A 13,547-nucleotide genomic window follows, 5' to 3' on the forward strand; every position below is an offset into this window, starting at 1 on the left:
AAGCCGATCCGGCCCGCGCGCCCGAAACCAACGGCCGGGCCCAGCCCCGCGTCCGTCTGGAAACCATCTTCAAGTTCTGATTTCGATCGGTCAGCGAAACGCTGACTGGACCGCACTTACCGCCGCCAGGCCGCAGGCGCGCGTGTGTGCGAGCGTTGCGGCGTTGTCTGGCGTGACGCCGCCCAGCGCATAGACCGGCAGGCGGGCGGCTTTCACATGCTGTTCGAATGCAGTGACGCCCAATGGGGGGTTGCCGGCGGACGCACCGCCGGCCGGAAACACCGGCGACAGGATCAGGGCGTTCAGGTCTTCGGGTGCGGGCGAAGAGCCATGCCAGGCCGCCGTCAGGATCCAGCCGGGTTGGTCCGAGCGGATGCGCGCTGCTTGGTCCGCGGCCCGTTCGGGAAGGTGGAGCCCGTCGGCGTTGATCGCCTCGGCCAGATCGGGGTCCAGCCCGACCAGCAATTTCACGTCCTGACCGGCCGTCGCTTCGCGAAGCCGATGCCCCGTTTCGACGGCGTCGGAGGCGCCAAAGGCGCGATAGACAACGGCCGAGCCGGCGGGCAGGCGCGCCGCCGTCTCCCACGGTCGGGGCGTGCGATCCGGGTCGGTGAAAAACAGCATCGCCGGCAAGGCCGCGGCGGCCGGGCTGACAGCGGCGGCGGCGCGGTTTAGAGCGGTCGCGGCGTTCCAGAGCGCGCGCGCATCGTCGCTGTAACCGGCCGGCAGGATCATGACCTCTTCTTCCTCCGCTTTTTCCGCCCCGTCCATCGCCGAAAGGGTCGCCGAGGTGCAGGCGCGTATCGACGCCGCCTGCCATGAGGCCGGTCGGGATCCAGCGGATGTGACCCTGACCGCCGTCTCCAAGACGCAAGCCCCCGAGGCCATCGACGCCATACTGGCGACGGGTCAGCGGATCTTCGGCGAGAACCGGGTGCAGGAGGCGCAGGACCGTTGGGCTGACCGTCGCGGGGAACTGCCGGGTCTGGAACTGCGGCTCATCGGCCCGTTGCAGACCAACAAGGCCGAGGATGCAGTCGCCCTGTTCGACGTGATCGAAACCCTAGACCGTGAAAAACTGGCGCGCGCCTTGGCGCAGGCGTGCGAAAAGCGCGGCCGATCGCCGCGCGTCCTGGTCCAGGTGAACACGGGCGCCGAGCCTCAGAAAGCCGGGGTCCTGCCCGACGCCGCCGACGCCCTGATTGCGGCGGCCCGCGACACCTACGGGCTGATGGTCGAGGGTCTGATGTGCATTCCCCCGGCGGATCAGGACGCAGAGCCGCATTTTCAGATGTTGCGGGACATCGCCGAACGCCACGGTTTGTCGGTCCTGTCGATGGGCATGAGCGGCGACTACGAGACCGCCATACGGTGCGGTGCGACGCACGTCAGGGTCGGAACGGCCTTGTTCGGGGAACGAAATCGACCCGAAACGCCCTCTAGCTCGTAACCCGATGTGAATATTCGCACCCCCAAGCCTTGGCGCGGGGGCCAAGCCTCGCCATTGTCTGTCCCATGCCTACGCCCAAGACCATTCTGATCATTGACGACGACGACGACCTGCGCGAGGCCTTGGCCGAGCAGCTGAACCTGCATGAAGAGTTCAAGACTCAGCAGGCCGCAACCGCGACCGATGGCGTGCGAATGGGGCGCGAGATCCGCGCCGACCTGATCCTGTTGGACGTCGATCTGCCCGACATGGACGGCCGCGAGGCCTGTCGCCTGTTACGCAAGGACGGGGTTTCGACACCGGTGATCATGCTGACGGCGCAATCGGCGGACGCCGACGCCATCCTGGGCCTTGATGCCGGAGCCAACGACTATGTCACCAAGCCCTTCCGGTTCGCCGTGCTGCTGGCGCGCATCCGCGCCCATTTGCGCAGCCATGAACAGTCCGAGGACGCCGTCTTCACCATCGGCCCCTACGAGTTCCGGCCCGCCGCCAAGGTGCTGATGGACTCAAAGGGCAAGAAGGTGCGGTTGACCGAGAAGGAAACCAATATCCTGAAATACCTCTATCGCGCCGGGGCCAAGCCGGTGTCGCGCGAAGAGTTGCTGACCGAGGTCTGGGGCTACAACGCCGGTGTCACCACCCATACGCTGGAAACCCACATCTATCGCCTGCGGCAGAAGATCGAGCCCGAGCCGGGCCATGCGCGTCTGCTGCTGACCGATGCGGGCGGATATCGGCTTCAACCCTAGAACCGTCTGGACGACAGCGTTCGCGCAGGCGATGAAACGGCATGATCGCCGCCTTCGCCCTCGCCGCTCTGCTCCAGCAATCACCGATGCCGTCCGTGGCGCCGGACGGCGTGTTCCGATCGCGCGGCTATGGTCTGGTGATCGTCCGCGCCGGGCAAGACCTCCGGGTCTATCACGAGGCCGCCGGGGCCTGTTGGCCGGACCCCGATGGGGAAGATCTGAAAGACAGCTTCGCCGCCGTCGTCCCCGTGGCTGACGGCATAGGCTTGACCGAAGCGCACGACGATCAGGCGAGCATCTATGTGTTCGACAGGCTGCCGGCTCTGCCCCCGGCCTGCGAACATCCAGATACGAGCGACCGTGCCGCCGTCCTGGCCGTCTCGGATTTGATGCAGGCCTACTATCCCGGTTTCGAGGCTCGAAAGATCGATTTCCAAGCCCGTCGCAGAGAGGTGCTTGGGCGTCTTTCACAGACGCCAGCCCCCAGCCAGGCGTTCGCCGCCGCCGCCGACCTTCTGTCAGGACTGGATGACGCACATATCGAACTGAGCGCAGAAATCGAAGGCCGCGCGCAGGACCTTCAGGTGTCGAGCGGACGAACCCTGGACGCGGTAAACGCACGTTCCGAGCCAAGGGCCGAGAGGGCGTGGCTGGGCGCGTGGCGCGAAGGTGTCCTTCAGACCATCCTTGACGGTGAAGGTCACGCCGTCGCCAATAACCGGGTCTTCTGGGGGGTGAACGACGGCGTAGGCTATCTGGCGATCGTGACCATGGGAGGGTTCGACGCCGAGGCCGCGGCTTCCACAGAGCCGCTGGAAGCCGCGCTGGACGAAGCGATGATCGCTTTCCACGGGGCGCGAGCGGTCATTGTGGACGTGTCCAACAATCGCGGCGGTTATGACTCTGTCAGCCGGTTGATCGCGTCGCGTTTCGCCGACCGGCCGCGCGTCGCCTACACCAAGAGGGGCTGGGGATCGGGCGTCGCTCCGCAGGTCGTGGAGGTGCGACCCTCGGATCGACCGGGCTATCACGGCCCTGTCTGGCTTCTGACCAGCGATATCACCGTCAGCGCCGGCGAGACATTCAGCCAGATGATGACGGTTCTGCCCAATGTCACGCACGCCGGGACCCGGACGAGAGGCGCGTTTTCGGATCAGAGCCCCGTGGTTCTCGCCAATGGTTGGCGCTTCGCCATGCCCATGGAGCTTTACGTCGATCCGCAAGGCCATCTGCTTGAAGGACGCGGGCTGACGCCGCAGGTCCGCATCGACCTCTATCCCGAGGGCGATCTGGACCATGGTCACGCCAAGGCCCTGAAGGCCTTGATGCGACGACTTTCGCATTAGGCCGCTTCACCTCGATCAAACCGGCGGACGGCCCAAGGCTGACGGAAGTTATCGGCGGATCGTGAAAAGCGGCAGAAAGACGTGCACCAGCGGGCCGATGGTCAGGGCGTAGAGCACCGTGCCCAAGCCGACCGAGCCGCCCAACAGCCAGCCGATGGCGATGACGGTTAGCTCGATGGCCGTCCGCACCCATTTCACCGGCCAGCCGGTACGCGCGACGATGCCGGTCATCAGGCCGTCGCGCGGGCCGGGACCAAGGCCTGCGCCGATATAGGCCCCGCTGGCCACGCCGTTCAGGACGATGCCGGCGATCAGCAGGCCGGCCCGAAGCGGTAGGCCCAGGTCGGACGGAATCCAGCCTAGGCCGAAGTTCGCGACCATGCCGATGACCAGCACATTGGCGACGGTGCCGACCCCCGGCTTCTGGCGCAGGGGAATCCATAGCAGCAGCACGGCCATACCGATCAGATTGACCACCAGACCGAAGCTGATCCCGGCGGGTTTCGCGAACCGCTCGAACACCCCTTGGTTCAGTACGTCCCACGGATCCAGACCGAGATCGGCGCGAACGATTAGGGCGATGGACAAGCCATAGAGAAACAGGCCGGCGAAAAGCTGGATCAGGCGACGGGTCATAAACCGACGGAATGCCCCAAACTGGCTATCGAAAATAGAGCCAGTTATGCCATTCTGGCCTGATGTCGTCGCGGTCGATCGGTCTTGTTTCTCTGACGCGCCACCTCGGCGCTTGGCGGTCGCCGGGCGCAGGCGCAACCTATCGGCAGCTTTCAGGCGCGATACGACTGCTGATTCTGGATGGCCGATTGCCCCTGGCGTCGCGGTTGCCCGGCGAACGGGAACTGGCCCAAGCGCTGGGCCTGAGCCGAACGACCGTCTCGGCATCCTACGGCCGGTTGCGGGATGACGGGTTCCTGACCGGCGGGCAGGGCGCCGCCGCACGTACAAGCCTGCCGGCCGGACCGGCGCCGCGTCACGAGGCGACGCAAACGGACAAGCCCGGTCTGATCGACCTGACCGCCGCCGTCCTGCCGGCCGATGCCAATGTGCATGCAGCCTATGTGCGGGCGCTGGAGCGATTGCCGGCGAACCTGCCCGGACACGGTTATGAGACGGCGGGGCTGGAGGAACTGCGCGAAGCCGTGGCCGCGGGATACCGGCGGCGCGGCCTGGCGACCTCTTCGGGGCAGATATTGATCACGCATGGCGCGCACAACGGACTGGTCCATCTGCTGCGCCTGACAACGCGGCCAGGCGCGCCGGTGGTGTTCGACCATCCCACCTATCCGCAGGCGATCGACGCCATCCTGGCGGCGGGCGGTCGCGCCGTACCCGTCGCCTTGCCGGACAGCGAGGGCGAGGAGGGTTGGGACGTCGAGGGTCTAATCACGGCCTGCCGCAGCAGCAACGCGGCCATGGCCTATCTGGTGCTGGACCACAACAATCCGACCGGCCGGATGATGCGGGCGGCGGACCGGACGCGCTTGCTGGCGGGGCTCAAGGGGTCGGAGACCCTGCTCGTGCTGGACGAGACCCTGGTCGAACTGACCTTGAGCGGACCGCCGGCGCTTAGCGCCTCCGCCGTCGATGCGCCGCGGATGGTCAGGCTGGGTTCGATGTCCAAAAGCGTCTGGGGCGGTTTGCGCATCGGCTGGATCCGCGCTGACCGGGCGGTGATCCAACGTCTGGCCCAAAGTCGCGCCAGCTTCGATCTGGGTGTTCCGATCCTGGAGCAGCTGGCGGCGGTCGAACTGTTGAACGACGGCGGAAAGGCCCTGGCGGCACGCCGGCCCCTCTTGCGTGCAAGGCGGGATCATCTGCGGGCGCGGCTCGCTGAAAAACTGCCTGACTGGGTCTGTCCGCGCCCGGCTGGGGGATTGTCCCTGTGGGTGCGGCTGCCCGGGCCGATCAGTTCCGCACTCACGATCGCGGCCGAGGCCGAAGGCCTGCGTCTCGCCGCCGGTCCGCGATTCGGCGTCGACGGCGCCTTCGAACGCCGGCTGCGCCTGCCTTACACCTTGCCGGAAGATCAGCTGGATGAGGTGGTGATTCGGCTCGGGCGCGCCACCAAGAGGGTCGGTCGCGGTCGAAAAGCGCTGGCGTCGCCCAAGCCCGTCGCCGTCTATTGAGGGTCAGACGTCCAGATCGACCGTCACCGGCGCATGGTCGGAGGGACGGTTCCACTCGCGGACATCGTCGTGGATGCGGGCGGTGTCCTTGACCACGGCGGGGGTCAGGCCGGGCGAGGTCCAGATGTGGTCCAGGCGCAGACCGCGATTCGATTTGCGGAAGTCGGCGGCGCGATAGCTCCACCAGCTGGCCAGTTTCTGAGGCTCGGGGAAACGGTCGCGCAGCACATCGGCGAAACCGCCCGTGGCCTGAAGCCGGTTTAGGGTGTCGACCTCGATCGGCGTGTGGCTGACGATCTTGGACATGTAGCGGTGGTTCCAAACATCGCCCTCTCCCGGTGCAATGTTGAAGTCGCCGGCCATGACCAGAGGGCGAGACTTGTCCTGCTTGGCCACGATCGCAGTCAGCTGTTCATAGAAGTCCATCTTGTGATCGAACTTGGGGTTCAGCTCCCGGTCGGGAACGTCGCCGCCGGCCGGGATGTAGAAGTTCTGCACGTCGATGCCGGACACGCGGGCCGACACGCAGCGCGCATGACCCAGTTTGCACACCTGGAAGGTGTCGCTGTCCTCAAGCGGCAGGCGGCTGGCGATGGCGACGCCGTGCCAGCCCTTCTGGCCCGCCACGCGAAGGTGGGGCATGCCCATGTCCTCGAAGGCGCCGCGCGGGAACTGATCCGTGGTGCATTTGATCTCCTGCAGCATCAGGACATCGGGCGCGCGCTCGGCGACGAAGCGGGCCACCTGATCGATGCGCAGGCGGACAGAGTTGATGTTCCAGGTGGCGAGGCGAAGGGTCATGCCTCCGTCTAGCAGGCGCGCCGCGTAAAAAAAGCCCGGCCGCGACGGGCCGGGCTCTGGGAGGTTCGTCTCTCTCGCCGCCGGGGAGGGGGATATTCCAGGGCGGTAGAACGGCCGCCGCCGCTCGTGTGCTCAAAGTGTCACTGACGATTATAAAAGTCAAATCGTCATAATTGCCCGCTTGTGCGTGCTCATTATGAAACAGTCTGGACGCGGATCAGTCTCGCGGCGTTTGCGCTTGCGGGGCCGTCGCCCATTCGCCGCGCCAGTCGTAGCTGAGCGTCACACAGTGCCGATAGGCCCCGTCCGACCACCGACCCACCGCCTGCACCGTCAGGGGACGGGGCGCACGGACGCGACCCATGATCAGCCAGACCTCGTCCGCGCCGGGACACAGGGCGCGCGACAGGCCGCGGCCGTCGCCGTCCTGATCGATGGCGTAGATATCATTTTCCTCGGCGCCTTGGGGCAGGACGCGTCGCGCGGCGTCCGGTCCGCCGCGCGTGAAGCCGGCCGTGCCGCGTGCGGTGGTGGAGAACAGACGTTCCACCTGCACCGCCCCGAACAGACCGCGCCGCACCTGCAAGGTGACGCCCTTGGTCAGCGCCTGGGTGATCCGGTCCGACGCATTATAGGCCAGGTAGCGGGTGTCCGCATGGGCGGGCGCCGCCGCCGAACCAACGACGATCAAGGCGAGAGCGGTGGCGGTGATACGGCGCATACGTTTCTCTTCCTCAGGTTTTGCGGCGAGAACGGGGCCTGATCCGATCAGTGTTCGCCGAGGCAGCGCAGCGCGACCTCGAGATTGCGCAGGCCGTCTTCGCCGGTGACGGCCGGCGTTTCGCCGGTCGTGATGGCGCGGGCGAAGGCCTCCAGCTCCTTCTTCAGCGGTTCGGCCGGCCAGCTGTTCAGCATCCGGGTCGAATAGGAGCCGTCCGGCTGCTGGCCGAAATATTCGGTGACCTGGCGCGTGATCAGATCGGCGACGATGAACTTGGTCTTGGTCGCGACCTGCAGGGTGCGGGTCTTGTAGGGGGTGACCCAGTTGGTGGTGATATGGGCGATCACGCCGCTGTCCAGGCGGAATTGAAGCAGGGCCGTGTCCTCGCGGTCCGCGCGGGTGCGGGCCAGTTGCGGCTGGACCTCGACGATCTCGGAACCCGTCAGGTGGCGGATGATATCGATGTCGTGCACGGCCAGATCGATGACCACGCCGACCTCGCCCATGCGGGGCGGGAACGGACCGACGCGGGTGATCTGGATCGAGATGATGTCGTCGTCAGTCACAGCCCGCTTGACGGTTTCGACCGCCGGATTGAAGCGCTCGACCTGACCGACCATCAGAACGCGGTCATTGGCCTTGGCTGCATCGATCATGCGCTGGGCGTCGGCGACGCTGGCGGCGATCGGCTTTTCGACCAGGACGTGGACGCCCTTTTCCAGCAGGGCGACGCCGATCTCGGCGTGGAATCGGTTGGGCGTGGCGACGATGGCGGCGTCCAGACCGGCGTCGACGAAGGCCTGGGCCGTCGTGACGGGCGATGCGCCATAGGCGGCGGCGACGCCCTCCGCCGTCACCGCATCGGGATCGAAGACGGTGGTCAGGTCGAACTCGCGCATTTCGGAGGCGACGCGCGCATGGTTGCGGCCCATGACGCCGACGCCGGCGACGCCGATCTTGAGGGCGGGGGTGTTCGGCATCGGCTTAGCCCTTGTAGCTGGCGACGGCGGCGACGACCTTGTCCTGGGTCGCCTCGTCCAGATCGGCGTGCATCGGCAGGCTGAGGACCCGGTTCCTCAGCCGTTCGGTAACCGGCAGGCCGCCCGCGCCCTGCGGGAAGCGCTGATAGGCCGGCTGCATGTGCATCGGCACCGGATAATAGACGGCGGTGGGCACGCCCTGATCCTTCAGGTGCGCGGCCAGACCGTCGCGATCCTCATGCTCGATCGTGTACTGCGCCCAGATGGAAACCCCGCCGTCGATGACGTGGGGCACGGCCGAGACATGGGGCGCGAGGCGTTCGTTGTAGCGGGCGGCGATCCGGTTGCGCCACTCGATCTCCTGACCGAAGACCTTCAGCTTCTCGATCAGGATGGCGGCCTGGATGGTGTCCAGCCGGCTGTTCATGCCGATGCGCATGGCCAGATATTTGGGGTCGTGGGCGAAGGCGGCGGCGCCGGCCTCGAGGTCCTTGGCGACGACCTTGCCGTGCACGCGAAGGGAATCCATTTCCTGAGCCAGGTCGTCGTCGTCGGTCAGCACCGCACCGCCGTCGCCGTAGCAGCCCAGGGGCTTGGCCGGGAAGAAGCTGGTCGTGGTGACATCGGCCCACTTCAGCGGATGATCGCCGTTCAGGGTGCAGCCGAAACCCTGCGCCGAATCCGAGATCAGCTTCAGCCCGTGGCGGTCGCAGATCGCGCGGATGGCGGGATAGTCGGCGGGTTGACCGAACAGATCGACGGCGATGACCACCTTGGGCGTCAGGCGACCCTCGGCCTTGACCGCTTCAATGGCCGCCTCAAGCTTGGCCGGGTCCATATTGTAGGTGTGGGCGTCGACGTCCACGAACACAGGCGAGGCGCCCAGCCACGGCACGACCTCGGCCGTGGCCGTGAAGGTGAAGCTGGGGCAGAAGACGGCGTCGCCGGTGCGGACGCCCCAGGCAATCAACGGCAGGATCAGGGCGTCGGTGCCGTTGCCGCAGCCCAAGGCGTGTTTGGCCTGACCGAAGGCGGCGAGGTCGGCCTCGAACTGGCGGACCTGCGGACCCATGACCCAGGCGCCGCCGACGACGGCTTCCTGAACGGCGGCCTCGATCTTGCCGCCGAGGCGTTGGCGCTGGGCCTGAAGGTCGATGAAGGGGATCATGGGGGACGCTCTCCACGGGGGAATCGGGGGCGGCGGCCGGACAGGCGGGCCGCGAATGTCGGGTCGTCCTAGCAAGATCGGGCGCGCGGGCCAAATCGCGCGGCGTCACATCGCGTTGCCCTTTGCTACCGCACACAGGTCTTGGCGCCCGTCGGCTTGCGCCGTAAGCCAGCGCCATGACGACGCTTTCCGCCGCCCGGACCAGGGTTTCGAACTGGCTGTTCGACCATGCCCTGCCGCTGTGGGCCGAGCGGGGCGTGGACGCCGATGGGCGTTTCTTCGAGCAACTGGACTTCGACGGCCGTCCGGTGACTGGTCTTCGTCGTCGCACGCGGGTTCAGGCGCGTCAGGTCTATGTGTTCTGCGAAGCGGCCGCCTTGGGATGGGCGCAGGGCCGAGCGGTGGCCCAGGCCGGGCTGGATCAACTGATATCCAGTCGCCGACGAGACGACGGCCTTTGGGTCTCGGCAACCGATGACGACGGCGTGGTGGTCGATGAGACGCCTGATCTTTACGACCTGGCCTTCGTCCTGTTCGCGCTCGCGGCGGCGCAGCGCGTCCTGAGTGATGCGCGAGCGCGGCCTCTAGCGCTGGAGACGCTGGCTGCGATCGATCGGTTGATGGCGTCTCCGCATGGGGGATGGGAGGAGGCCCTGCCGCCACGCCTGCCGCGGCGTCAAAATCCTCACATGCATATGCTGGAGGCGATGCTGGCCTGGCAGGCGATTGCGCCTGATCCGGCGTTCGAGGTGGCGGCGCGGGTGTCGCTGGACCTGTGCAAACATCGCTTCCTGGTCGACGGCACGATCCGCGAATATTTCACCGAGGATTGGTCCGCCGATCCAGCAATGGGTCATGTGATCGAGCCGGGCCACCTCGAAGAATGGGCCTGGCTGTTGAAACAAGGCGGGGACGGTTCTGATCTGGCCACGGCGCTGCATCGTCGGGCGGCAGCGCAGGGTTATCGCGACGGATTCGCCATCCGCGAGATCGGCCCGGCGGGAGAGACGCTGGATGGCGGACGGCGCCTGTGGGCTCAGACCGAGGCCATTCGCACAGGATTGAGTTTTGGCGACGCGGGCGTTTCAGCTTTGATCGTCGCCGTGTTCGACACCCATCTGGCAACCGCCGTGCCGGGCCTATGGGTGGACAGCTACGACGCCCAAGGCCGCTCGCACGATGCGGCGGCCCCGGCGTCCAGCCTCTATCACCTCATGACCGCCTTTTCGGAACTGCTTCGGAGCGACGCATGACTGGCCGACCCGCCGCCTTTCTGGATCGGGACGGGGTCCTGATCGAGGACAGCGGTTATCCGCATCGGCCCGAGGATCTGAAGCTGATCCCCGGCGCGGCGGCGGCGGTGCGGCGGATGAACCAGGCCGGCTATCGCACCGTGATCGTGACGAACCAGTCGGGCGTGGCGCGGGGCCTGTTCAGCGAAGAGACGATGAACGCCTTCAACGCTCTGCTGGTCGCGCGGCTGGCCGAGGAGGGCGCGATCATCGACGCCGTCTATTCCGCGCCCTTCCATCCCGAGGCGATCGAGGCGCGCTATCGCCATCCCGACCACCCTGATCGCAAACCCAATCCGGGCATGTTGCTGCGCGCCATCGCCGAGCACGATCTGGACCCAACGCAATCATTCATCATCGGCGATCAGAAGCGGGATCTGCAGGCTGGAGAGCGGGCCGGGGTGGCGGGTTATCTCTTCGAAGGCGGGGACCTGGACGCTTTCGTGCGCGATGTGGTGGGTCTTTAAGACCAGGCGTCGCATTTCCTCGCCTGGTGAATTACTCTGATCCAAAAATCGGAGGACATCGCCAATGAGTGCGCCCTATCCATTCGTTGAACGCCGCTGGACTTCGCCGGATGGCCTCTCTCTCTTTGCGCGGGATTATGCGCCCGGTCCCGGCGTCGCGCGGCCGTCGGTGATCGCCATCCACGGGCTGACCCGCAACAGCGCCGATTTTGAAGCCATCGCGCCGCTTTTGGCCCAGAGCGGGCGTCGGGTGCTGGCCGTGGATGTGCGTGGACGTGGCCTGTCGGACCGTGCGCCCGACCCCATGACCTATATGCCCGACGTCTATGCGCGCGACGTGCTGGCCCTGATGGAGCAGGCCGGGATCGATAAAGCGGTCTTCGTTGGCACCTCGATGGGCGGGTTGATCAACATGGCGCTGACGACGATGCGGCCGAAGGCGGTTGTCGCGGCCATCTTGAACGACATCGGGCCGGAGGTGGCGCCGGAAGGTCTGGCGCGGATCGCAGCCTACAGCGGCCAGCCGGTCGAGATCGGCTCTTGGGCAGATGCGGCGGACTACGCGAAGCGGATCAATTCGGTGGCCTTCCCACACTATATGGATGCGGACTGGGACGCCTTCGCGCGGCGCATTTTCCGCCAGCAGCCGGACGGTGAGATCGCGCTGGACTACGATCCCGACATCGCCGTGCCGATCCGAGCGGCGGGGGCCAAGGCGTTGGTCCCGAACCTGTGGCCGATGTTCCGGCGGCTGGCGAAGGAGAAGCCGACGCTGCTGGTGCGGGGCGCCGGCTCGGATCTGCTGAGCGCCGACATCGCCGCGCGGATGAAAAAGGCGGCCCCGACCATGGCCTATGTCGAGGTTCCCGGCATTGGCCACGCGCCCATGTTGGACGAGGCCGAGGCCAAGGCGGCGATCTTCGAATTCCTGGCCGAGGTCGATTAGTCCCTGGTCGGGTCGACCCGTGACGCATCGCCGTAGGTCAGGGCCAGGAAGACGTCCTCCAGGTCCGGATCTTCGGTGGTGATGTCGGCGATGGTGACGCCGGCGGCGCGCACGGCGTTGATGACCTGCTCGACCGACGACTGCCCCTTTTTATAGGCGACCGCGAAGGCGCCGCCCGGACGGGGCGTAACCTCGAAACCGGCCAGCACCGGCGGCGTCGCCTGGGGCGTTTCCGGGGTCACGACGACATTGCGGCTGTCCAGACGGCGTAGAAGCTGCGGCGTCGGCTCGCAGGCCACCACCTCGCCCCGGTTGACGATGGCGATGGTGTCGCAAAGCTCCTGGGCCTCCTCGAGATAGTGGGTGGTCAGGACGATGGTCACCCCCTCTTCGTTGATGCGGCGGACATAGGCCCACAGCTGGCGACGCAGTTCGACGTCCACGCCGGCCGTCGGCTCGTCCAGGATCAGGATGGGCGGATTGTGGACCAAGGCCTTGGCCACCATCAGACGGCGCTTCATGCCGCCGGACAGGGCGCGGACATAGGCGTTGGCCTTGTCCGACAGGCCGAGCGCGGCCAGAAGTTCGTCGGACCGGCGCTCGTCCTTGGGCACGCCGTAAAAGCCCGCCTGCACCTCCAGCGATTCGCGCGGGGTGAAGAAGACGTCGGCGACGATCTCCTGCGGCACGACGCCCAGGGCGGCGGCGGCGTCGCGCGGCTCCTTGTCGATGTCGCGGCCCCAGATGGTCACCGAGCCTTCGGACTTCTTCACCACTCCGGCCAGGATGTTGATCAGGGTCGACTTGCCCGCCCCGTTCGGGCCCAGCAGGCCAAAGACGGAGCCGCGCGGAATGACCAGATCAACGCCGCGCAGTGCCGTCTTGGGGGCGGCCTTCTTGGACCCAGCATAGGTCTTCTTCAGTCCCCGCACCTCGATGGCGTTGTCGGGCAGGGCGGGGGTCTCTGACATGATCTGCTATTCACTCGGGCGGGACGGCGAGCGGCATAGGTAAGGCGCACGATCGCAATCGCCAACCTGTCTTGCCCACAGCGTGCGACAAGCAAGCCTGTCTATGTGTCAATGATGCTTGACCTCCCCTCTCTATGTGTCTAGCTTGCTTGTCATAAAGACAACCGAACTTGATGGAGCTCGACGTGACCCCCGTTCAAAAAGCCCAGACGCCTCTGACCCGCACTCGCCTGATCGGCTTCGTCGCCATGGCGGTCTGCGCCATTGGCTATACCAGTGGAGGACTGGCGCTGCTGGCGGGCAAGACCGATCAGATCGAGATGACGCATGCCGCCATCGCCGGCGCCGCCCTGTTGCTGATCGGCGAGATCGGTCTGTGGGTCGGCGCGGCCTGTCTGGGCCTGACGCTGTTCAAGAAGCGCAAGGCGATGGTGAACCGTCTTCTGGGCCGTCGCCCGGCGGCGCCCAGCGAGGTTTGACCTTCGGGGCCGGTCCGCCTAGGAAGC

Annotated in this window: 15 protein-coding genes; 8 read left to right on the forward strand and 7 right to left on the reverse strand. The window is 66.5% G+C overall.

Annotated elements, in window-relative coordinates; all coding sequences use genetic code 11:
• Positions 1-90: 90 nt before the first annotated feature.
• Positions 91-735 carry a thiamine phosphate synthase gene (locus RT123_RS13830; RefSeq protein ID WP_313009720.1) on the reverse strand — a complete coding sequence of 215 codons (645 nt, stop codon included), beginning with the start codon at positions 733-735 and terminating at the stop codon, positions 91-93.
• Between RT123_RS13830 and RT123_RS13835 the strand changes: the two genes are divergently transcribed.
• The 3 genes from RT123_RS13835 (at position 734) to RT123_RS13845 (ending at position 3,548) form a co-directional block, all read left to right on the forward strand.
• Positions 734-1,450, forward strand: coding sequence for a YggS family pyridoxal phosphate-dependent enzyme (locus RT123_RS13835; protein ID WP_313009722.1), 717 nt, complete (start codon positions 734-736; stop codon positions 1,448-1,450). The genes RT123_RS13830 and RT123_RS13835 overlap by 2 nt on opposite strands.
• Positions 1,451-1,515: 65 nt before the next feature.
• A complete protein-coding gene (locus RT123_RS13840; protein ID WP_066627096.1) occupies positions 1,516-2,202 on the forward strand; it encodes a response regulator transcription factor in 687 nt (228 codons plus the stop codon).
• A gap of 41 nt (positions 2,203-2,243) precedes the next feature.
• Positions 2,244-3,548 (forward strand): S41 family peptidase, encoded by a 1,305-nt coding sequence (locus RT123_RS13845; RefSeq protein WP_313009723.1) that lies wholly within the window; start codon positions 2,244-2,246, stop codon positions 3,546-3,548.
• 48 nt (positions 3,549-3,596) lie between these two features.
• On the opposite strand, the gene RT123_RS13850 is transcribed toward RT123_RS13845, so the two are convergent.
• Complete coding sequence (locus RT123_RS13850) at positions 3,597-4,184, reverse strand: hypothetical protein (RefSeq protein ID WP_313009724.1); 588 nt, start codon at positions 4,182-4,184, stop codon at positions 3,597-3,599.
• A gap of 62 nt (positions 4,185-4,246) precedes the next feature.
• Here RT123_RS13850 and RT123_RS13855 point away from each other — a divergent pair, with 62 nt between their 5' ends.
• On the forward strand, positions 4,247-5,695 hold the full coding sequence (locus RT123_RS13855; protein ID WP_313009725.1) for a PLP-dependent aminotransferase family protein: 1,449 nt from the start codon (positions 4,247-4,249) through the stop codon (positions 5,693-5,695).
• 3 nt (positions 5,696-5,698) lie between these two features.
• Here RT123_RS13855 and RT123_RS13860 read toward each other — a convergent pair whose 3' ends face one another.
• From RT123_RS13860 to RT123_RS13875, 4 genes are all read right to left on the reverse strand, one after another.
• Positions 5,699-6,496 (reverse strand): exodeoxyribonuclease III, encoded by a 798-nt coding sequence (locus RT123_RS13860; protein WP_313009727.1) that lies wholly within the window; start codon positions 6,494-6,496, stop codon positions 5,699-5,701.
• Between the two features lie 217 nt (positions 6,497-6,713).
• Entirely contained in the window at positions 6,714-7,217 is a 504-nt protein-coding gene (locus RT123_RS13865; protein WP_313009728.1) for a hypothetical protein, read from the reverse strand.
• 47 nt (positions 7,218-7,264) lie between these two features.
• Complete coding sequence (locus RT123_RS13870) at positions 7,265-8,197, reverse strand: Gfo/Idh/MocA family protein (protein ID WP_055809548.1); 933 nt, start codon at positions 8,195-8,197, stop codon at positions 7,265-7,267.
• A 4-nt stretch (positions 8,198-8,201) separates the two neighbouring features.
• Positions 8,202-9,365: a DegT/DnrJ/EryC1/StrS aminotransferase family protein gene (locus RT123_RS13875; RefSeq protein ID WP_313009729.1), complete on the reverse strand. Its 1,164-nt coding sequence runs from the start codon at positions 9,363-9,365 to the stop codon at positions 8,202-8,204.
• A gap of 176 nt (positions 9,366-9,541) precedes the next feature.
• Between RT123_RS13875 and RT123_RS13880 the strand changes: the two genes are divergently transcribed.
• The 3 genes from RT123_RS13880 to RT123_RS13890 all read left to right on the forward strand — a co-directional run bounded on the left by RT123_RS13880 (position 9,542) and on the right by RT123_RS13890 (position 12,070).
• Positions 9,542-10,618: an AGE family epimerase/isomerase gene (locus tag RT123_RS13880; protein WP_313009730.1), complete on the forward strand. Its 1,077-nt coding sequence runs from the start codon at positions 9,542-9,544 to the stop codon at positions 10,616-10,618.
• A complete protein-coding gene (locus RT123_RS13885; RefSeq protein WP_313009733.1) occupies positions 10,615-11,124 on the forward strand; it encodes an HAD family hydrolase in 510 nt (169 codons plus the stop codon). The genes RT123_RS13880 and RT123_RS13885 overlap by 4 nt, the downstream gene beginning before the upstream one ends.
• Positions 11,125-11,188: 64 nt before the next feature.
• A complete protein-coding gene (locus tag RT123_RS13890; protein ID WP_313009734.1) occupies positions 11,189-12,070 on the forward strand; it encodes an alpha/beta hydrolase in 882 nt (293 codons plus the stop codon).
• Here the strand turns inward: RT123_RS13890 and RT123_RS13895 are convergent.
• Positions 12,067-13,041: an ABC transporter ATP-binding protein gene (locus tag RT123_RS13895; RefSeq protein ID WP_055809533.1), complete on the reverse strand. Its 975-nt coding sequence runs from the start codon at positions 13,039-13,041 to the stop codon at positions 12,067-12,069. The two genes, RT123_RS13890 and RT123_RS13895, sit on opposite strands and share 4 nt — an antisense overlap.
• Positions 13,042-13,226: 185 nt before the next feature.
• Here RT123_RS13895 and RT123_RS13900 point away from each other — a divergent pair, with 185 nt between their 5' ends.
• Positions 13,227-13,520: a hypothetical protein gene (locus RT123_RS13900; RefSeq protein WP_313009736.1), complete on the forward strand. Its 294-nt coding sequence runs from the start codon at positions 13,227-13,229 to the stop codon at positions 13,518-13,520.
• Positions 13,521-13,547: the final 27 nt, after the last annotated feature.

Origin of the sequence: Brevundimonas vesicularis, from assembly GCF_032067225.1 — a bacterium.
GTDB classification, from domain to species: domain Bacteria; phylum Pseudomonadota; class Alphaproteobacteria; order Caulobacterales; family Caulobacteraceae; genus Brevundimonas; species Brevundimonas vesicularis_F.

What these genes read in the sequence shown, in the direction of transcription:
- RT123_RS13840 (WP_066627096.1), top strand. Translation starts at nt 1,516, where the DNA reads ATGCCTACGCCCAAGACCATTCTGATCATTGACGACGACGACGACCTG.
- RT123_RS13850 (WP_313009724.1), bottom strand. Translation starts at nt 4,184, where the DNA reads ATGACCCGTCGCCTGATCCAGCTTTTCGCCGGCCTGTTTCTCTATGGC.
- RT123_RS13880 (WP_313009730.1), top strand. Translation starts at nt 9,542, where the DNA reads ATGACGACGCTTTCCGCCGCCCGGACCAGGGTTTCGAACTGGCTGTTC.
- RT123_RS13835 (WP_313009722.1), top strand. Translation starts at nt 734, where the DNA reads ATGACCTCTTCTTCCTCCGCTTTTTCCGCCCCGTCCATCGCCGAAAGG.
- RT123_RS13875 (WP_313009729.1), bottom strand. Translation starts at nt 9,365, where the DNA reads ATGATCCCCTTCATCGACCTTCAGGCCCAGCGCCAACGCCTCGGCGGC.
- RT123_RS13870 (WP_055809548.1), bottom strand. Translation starts at nt 8,197, where the DNA reads ATGCCGAACACCCCCGCCCTCAAGATCGGCGTCGCCGGCGTCGGCGTC.
- RT123_RS13830 (WP_313009720.1), bottom strand. Translation starts at nt 735, where the DNA reads ATGATCCTGCCGGCCGGTTACAGCGACGATGCGCGCGCGCTCTGGAAC.
- RT123_RS13845 (WP_313009723.1), top strand. Translation starts at nt 2,244, where the DNA reads ATGATCGCCGCCTTCGCCCTCGCCGCTCTGCTCCAGCAATCACCGATG.
- RT123_RS13885 (WP_313009733.1), top strand. Translation starts at nt 10,615, where the DNA reads ATGACTGGCCGACCCGCCGCCTTTCTGGATCGGGACGGGGTCCTGATC.
- RT123_RS13855 (WP_313009725.1), top strand. Translation starts at nt 4,247, where the DNA reads ATGTCGTCGCGGTCGATCGGTCTTGTTTCTCTGACGCGCCACCTCGGC.
- RT123_RS13860 (WP_313009727.1), bottom strand. Translation starts at nt 6,496, where the DNA reads ATGACCCTTCGCCTCGCCACCTGGAACATCAACTCTGTCCGCCTGCGC.
- RT123_RS13890 (WP_313009734.1), top strand. Translation starts at nt 11,189, where the DNA reads ATGAGTGCGCCCTATCCATTCGTTGAACGCCGCTGGACTTCGCCGGAT.
- RT123_RS13865 (WP_313009728.1), bottom strand. Translation starts at nt 7,217, where the DNA reads ATGCGCCGTATCACCGCCACCGCTCTCGCCTTGATCGTCGTTGGTTCG.
- RT123_RS13895 (WP_055809533.1), bottom strand. Translation starts at nt 13,041, where the DNA reads ATGTCAGAGACCCCCGCCCTGCCCGACAACGCCATCGAGGTGCGGGGA.